Source organism: Ideonella sp. P3_A4, assembly GCF_056403075.1.
The window spans coordinates 1-5,328 of record NZ_JBFUGE010000410.1 but is presented as its reverse complement, the minus strand read 5'-3'; the positions used below and the strand labels follow the sequence as shown (position 1 = coordinate 5,328).

4 protein-coding genes and 1 pseudogene are annotated in these 5,328 nt (G+C 65.5%); 1 reads left to right on the top strand and 4 read right to left on the bottom strand.

The window, feature by feature from the left end:
- The 4 genes from pheA to gyrA form a co-directional block, all read right to left on the bottom strand.
- A partial coding sequence (gene pheA, locus AC1DYI_RS25420) for a chorismate mutase (RefSeq protein ID WP_477206919.1) occupies positions 1–527 on the bottom strand: 527 nt, incomplete at its 3' end.
- Entirely contained in the window at positions 520–1,635 is a 1,116-nt protein-coding gene (gene serC, locus AC1DYI_RS25415) for a 3-phosphoserine/phosphohydroxythreonine transaminase (RefSeq protein WP_477206918.1), read from the bottom strand. The genes pheA and serC, both read right to left, overlap by 8 nt.
- 19 nt (positions 1,636–1,654) lie before the next feature.
- Positions 1,655–2,263: a hypothetical protein gene (locus AC1DYI_RS25410; protein WP_477206917.1), complete on the bottom strand. Its 609-nt coding sequence runs from the start codon at positions 2,261–2,263 to the stop codon at positions 1,655–1,657.
- Positions 2,263–4,905, bottom strand: coding sequence for a DNA gyrase subunit A (gyrA, locus tag AC1DYI_RS25405; RefSeq protein ID WP_477206916.1), 2,643 nt, complete (start codon positions 4,903–4,905; stop codon positions 2,263–2,265). The genes AC1DYI_RS25410 and gyrA overlap by 1 nt, the downstream gene beginning before the upstream one ends.
- A gap of 282 nt (positions 4,906–5,187) precedes the next feature.
- Here gyrA and AC1DYI_RS25400 point away from each other — a divergent pair.
- Positions 5,188–5,328: pseudogene (locus AC1DYI_RS25400) on the top strand (outer membrane protein OmpA); the annotation flags it as partial.

Below are 5,328 nucleotides of genomic sequence, written 5' to 3'. Positions count from 1 at the left end.
AACAGGCTGGTCTCGCCAATGATGAACAGCGGGGTGGTCAGCAGGATGTCGAGTGAACGAGYGACCACGCCTTCGTTCGAATTTTCGACCGGCACGACGCCGAAATCGGCCGCGCCGGCGGCGGTCATCGAGAAGACCTCGTCGATGCTCGCGCAAAGCACGCGCACGATCGACGAGCCGAAGAAGCCGAGTGCGGCCTCTTCGCTGAAAGTGCCGGCTGGGCCGAGGTAGGCCACGCGCGTCGGCGTTTCAAGCGCGCGGCAGGCCGACATGATCTCGCGCCAGATCGGCGCCACGCTGTCGGTGCCCAGCGGGCCCGGATTGGCTGACTTCAGGCCGTCGATCACCTGCGCTTCGCGCTCGGGCCGGAAGACGACCGAGCCTTCCTTCTTCTTCAGGTCGCCAACGGCCAGCGCCAAGCCGGCGCGGCGGTTCAGCAACGCCAGCAGTTCGCGGTCCAGCGTGTCGATCTGCTCGCGCAGCGCCAGCAGATCGGGTTGGATGTTGGGGGCAGCGGGGTCAGCCATGGCGACGGGCGAAGTCCTTCATGTAGCCGACCAGGGTCTGCACCCCGGCCAGCGGCATGGCGTTGTAGAGGGAGGCCCGCATGCCGCCCACGGACTTGTGGCCCTTGAGCTGCAACAAACCGGCTTCGCGTGCACCGGCCAGGAAGGCGTCGTTGAGGGTTTCGTTGGTGAGGAAGAAGGGCACGTTCATGCGTGAACGGGCGTCCTTCGCGATGCGGTTGCGGTAGAAGCCGCCGCAGTTGTCGAGGTAGTTGTACAGCAGCGCCGACTTTTCTGCTGCGCGCCGGTCCATCTCGGCCACGCCGCCCTGGGCCTTGACCCACTGGAAGACCAGGCCGGCGATGTAGATCGCGTAGGTCGGCGGCGTGTTGTACATCGAGCCATTGGCCGCGACCACCGAGTAGTCGAAGGCGGAAGGGCAGATCGGCAGTGCGCGGCCGAGCAGGTCGTCGCGCACGAAGACCAGCGTCAGGCCGGCCGGGCCGATGTTCTTCTGGGCGCCGGCAAAGGCGACGCCGACGCGCGACCAATCGATCTGGCGCGACAGGATGTGCGAGGAGCAGTCGGCCACCAGCGGGGCTCGGCAACCGAGCGCGGCCAGGTCCGGCAGCATGGCCATCTCAAGGCCGTCGATGGTCTCGTTCGAGCACACGTGCACGTAGGCTGCGCCTTCGCGCAAGGCCCACGATGCGGGCGGCGGCAGCGCAGTGCGGCCATCGCCCTCGTTGCTCGCCGCGGCGCGTGCATCGGCGTAGCGCTGCGCTTCCTTCAGCGACTTCTGGCTCCACGAGCCGGTGACCACCACGTCGACCATGCCGCCTGGCGTGGCGCCGGCCAGGTTCATCGGCACGATCGCGTTTTCGCCCAGGCCACCACCCTGCATGAACAGGATGTGGAAATTCGGCGGCACCGCGAGCAACTCGCGCAAGGTGCTCACGGCATCTTCGTAGATGCTGATGAACTCCTTGCCGCGGTGGCTCATCTCCATCACGCCCATGCCCGACCCATGCCAGTCCAGCATTTCTTCGGCCGCCTGACGCAGCACCGGCTCGGGCAGCGTGGCAGGACCGGCGGAGAAATTGAACGGGCGTTGTGGCGCTGCGGGCATGCGGACGTGCTTTTCGGACTTACTTCTTCTTGGCGGGGGCAGAGGCCGGCTTCGCGCCGGAAGCGGCGGGGCCAGGGGCGCTGGCGGCGCCGGCGGGGGCGAATTGGGCGAAGCGCTTCTGCAGCGTCTGCTCCAACGTCTTCAGCTTCGGCTCGATGGCGGGGCGGGTGTCGTCCACCAGCTTGCGCGACATCTGCGATTGCATCTCACCGCCGATCTGCTGGAATTTCTTCGCGGCCGGCGAATCGAGCCAGACGGCGATCTGCTTCAGCTCGTCTTCGCTGAACTTCTCTTCGAGCATCGGGCCCAGCACCAGCGGCGCATTCTTGACGCCGCTGTCGTGCAGGCGGACCAGGATGTCGTCGTAGAACGCCTTCACGTCGGCCTGCACCTGCTTGCCCAGCGCTTCGCGCTTGTCCTCGGGCACGCCGCCCAAGGCCTGGCCGGCGGCGTCCATCAGGCGCGCAGCGGTGTCGCGCGCAATGCCGGCGGCCATGGCGTCGACAGCGGGCAGCTGCAGCGACACGACCTTGGCGGCCAATTCCTTCTTCGACTGCGCGTAGGCCGCCGGCAGGGCGGCGGYGAGCGCCAGGGCCAGCAGCGCCGGCTTGATCATCGTACGGGGCATCATGCGTCACCTTCCTCGTTGGACGGCGAACCGCCTTCCGCTTCGTTGTCGATATCGGGCTGGGCATCGTTTTCGACGATGCGCTGCAGACCGGAGAGTTTGGAACCATCGTCGAGTGCGATCAGCGTCACGCCCTGCGTGGCGCGGCCGAGCTCGCGAATTTCGCTGACCCGGGTGCGCACCAGCACACCCTTGTCGGTGATCAGCATGATCTCATCGTTAGGCCGCACCAGCGTGGCGGCCACGACCTTGCCGTTGCGCTCGCTTTGCGAGATCGCGATCATGCCCTTGGTGCCACGGCCGTGGCGGGTGTATTCGACGATCGAGGTGCGCTTGCCGAAGCCGTTTTCGGTCGCGGTCAGCACGCTCTGGGTCTCGTCTTCGGCGACCAGCATCGCGATCACCGATTGGCCGTCGTCCAGCATCATGCCGCGCACGCCGCGGGCGTTGCGGCCCATCGAGCGCACATCGTCTTCGTCGAAGCGCACTGCCTTGCCGCCGTCGGAGAACAGCATCACGTCGTGCTTGCCGTCGGTCAGCGCGGCGCCGATCAGGTGGTCGCCCTGGTCGAGGTCGACCGAGATAATGCCGGCCTTGCGCGGGTTGCTGAACTCGTCGAGTGCGGTCTTCTTGACCGTGCCGAGTGCCGTGCACATGAAGATGTAGTGATCGGCCGGGAAGCTGCGGAATTCGCCAGTCAGCGGCAGCACGACGGTGATCTTCTCTTCCGGCTGCAGCGGGAACATGTTGACGATGGGCTTGCCGCGCGAGGCGCGACCGCCTTGCGGAACTTCCCATACCTTCAGCCAGTACACACGACCGCGGTTGCTGAAGCAAAGAATCCAGTCGTGCGTGTTGGCGATGAAGAGCTGGTCGATCCAGTCGTCTTCCTTGGTCTGCGCGGCCTGCTTGCCACGGCCGCCGCGGCGCTGCGCACGGTACTCGGCCAGCGGCTGGCTCTTGATGTAGCCGGTGTGGCTGAGCGTCACCACCATGTCGGTGGGCGTGATCAGGTCTTCGGTGCCCAGTTCCTGCACGTTGTGCTCGACCACCGAGCGGCGCGCGCCGACCTTGGTCTGGCCGAACTCTTGCCGCAGCGCGGTCAGCTCGCCGCTGATGATGATCGTCACGCGCTCGGGCTTGGCCAGGATGTCCAGCAGGTCGGCAATGACCGCCATCACCTCCTTGTACTCGCCGATGATCTTGTCCTGCTCCAGCCCGGTCAGGCGTTGCAGGCGCATCTGCAGGATTTCGCCGGCCTGGTCGTCGGACAGGCGGTACAAACCATCGGGCTGCATGCCGTAGTGAGCCGGCAGGCCCTCGGGGCGGTAGGCTTCGCGGCCGCCGGGGGTGTCGCCTTCGGCGCGCGCCAGCATCTCGCGCACCAGCGACGAGTCCCAGCTCTTGGACATCAAGGCCGTCTTGGCCACCGGCGGCGTCGGCGAGTTCTTGATCAGCTCGATGAACTCGTCGATGTTGGCCAGCGCAACGGCCAGGCCTTCCAGCACGTGGCCACGCTCGCGCGCCCTGCGCAGCTCGTACACCGTGCGGCGGGTGACCACCTCGCGGCGGTGCTCGAGGAAGATCTCGAGCAGCTGCTTGATGTTGCACAGCTTGGGCTGGCCGTCGATCAGCGCGACCATGTTGATGCCGAACGTGTCCTGCAGCTGAGTCTGCTTGTACAGGTTGTTCAGCACCACTTCGGGCACTTCGCCGCGCTTGAGTTCGATCACCACCCGCATGCCGGACTTGTCCGACTCGTCCTGGATGTGGCTGATGCCCTCGATCTTCTTCTMGTGCACCAGCTCGGCGATGCGCTCGAGCAGCGTCTTCTTGTTGACCTGGTAAGGGAGCTCGTCAACGATGATCGACTGGCGCGAGCCGCGATCGATGTCCTCGAAGTGCACCTTGGCACGCATGATCACCTTGCCGCGACCGGTGCGGTAGCCTTCGCGCACCCCGTTCACGCCATAGATGATGCCGGCGGTCGGGAAGTCCGGTGCCGGGATGATTTCCATCAGCTCGTCGATCGTCGCCTCGGGCGCCTTCAGCAGGTGCAGGCACGCATCGACGACTTCGTTCAGGTTGTGCGGCGGGATGTTGGTGGCCATGCCCACCGCGATGCCGGCAGCGCCATTGACCAGCAGATTGGGCACACGTGCCGGCAGCACCAGCGGCTCTTTCTCCGAGCCGTCGTAGTTGGGGCCGAAGTCGACGGTCTCCTTGTCGATATCGGCCAGCATCTCGTGCGCGATCTTCGACAGGCGGATTTCGGTGTACCGCATCGCGGCCGCGTTGTCGCCGTCGACCGAGCCGAAGTTGCCCTGGCCATCAACCAGCATGTGGCGCAGGGAGAAGTCCTGCGCCATGCGAACGATGGTGTCGTACACCGCAGTGTCGCCGTGCGGGTGGTACTTACCGATCACGTCGCCGACGATACGCGCCGACTTCTTGTACGGCCGGTTCCAGTCGTTGTTCAGCTCGTGCATCGCGAACAGCACGCGCCGATGCACGGGCTTCAGGCCATCGCGTGCATCGGGCAGGGCGCGCCCGACGATCACGCTCATCGCGTAGTCGAGGTACGAGCGCCGCATCTCCTCTTCGAGGCTGATGGGCAGAGTTTCCTTGGCGAATGAAGTCATCGAGGCGAGGCGGGCGGGGCCTGTTTGGCGGGCCGGTGCACAGAGCGTGCGCAGCGGGAGCCGCGAAAACAATGATTCTACGGGCGGCGTCTTGTGGTGGCGCCGCAACATGGTGGGCGCTGTCCTGCGCGCACCGGCCCAAAATACGGCCCGTCCGACACCCTATGGCACAATGAGTTGTCGGTGGCAAGCACTCGCAAACAGCAGGTGTTTGCCCTGAAATTTCCGCTTCCTATTCGGACGTATCGCAGGCAACTGCGGCTTTCCTTGAGAGGAGAATCAATGAAGAAACTGAACAAGGTGGCGATGCTTTTCGCGTCGGCCGCGCTTGCCGCGCCGATGTCGAGCGCGTTCGCCCAGAAGTCTGTCGACAACTGGCGAGCTGCGGACGGCACGGTGTGGAAGAACGGCACGAACGAACTC

Excerpts from the sequence above, each read along its gene's own strand:
- serC (WP_477206918.1), bottom strand. The coding sequence starts at position 1,635 with ATGCCCGCAGCGCCACAACGCCCGTTCAATTTCTCCGCCGGTCCTGCC.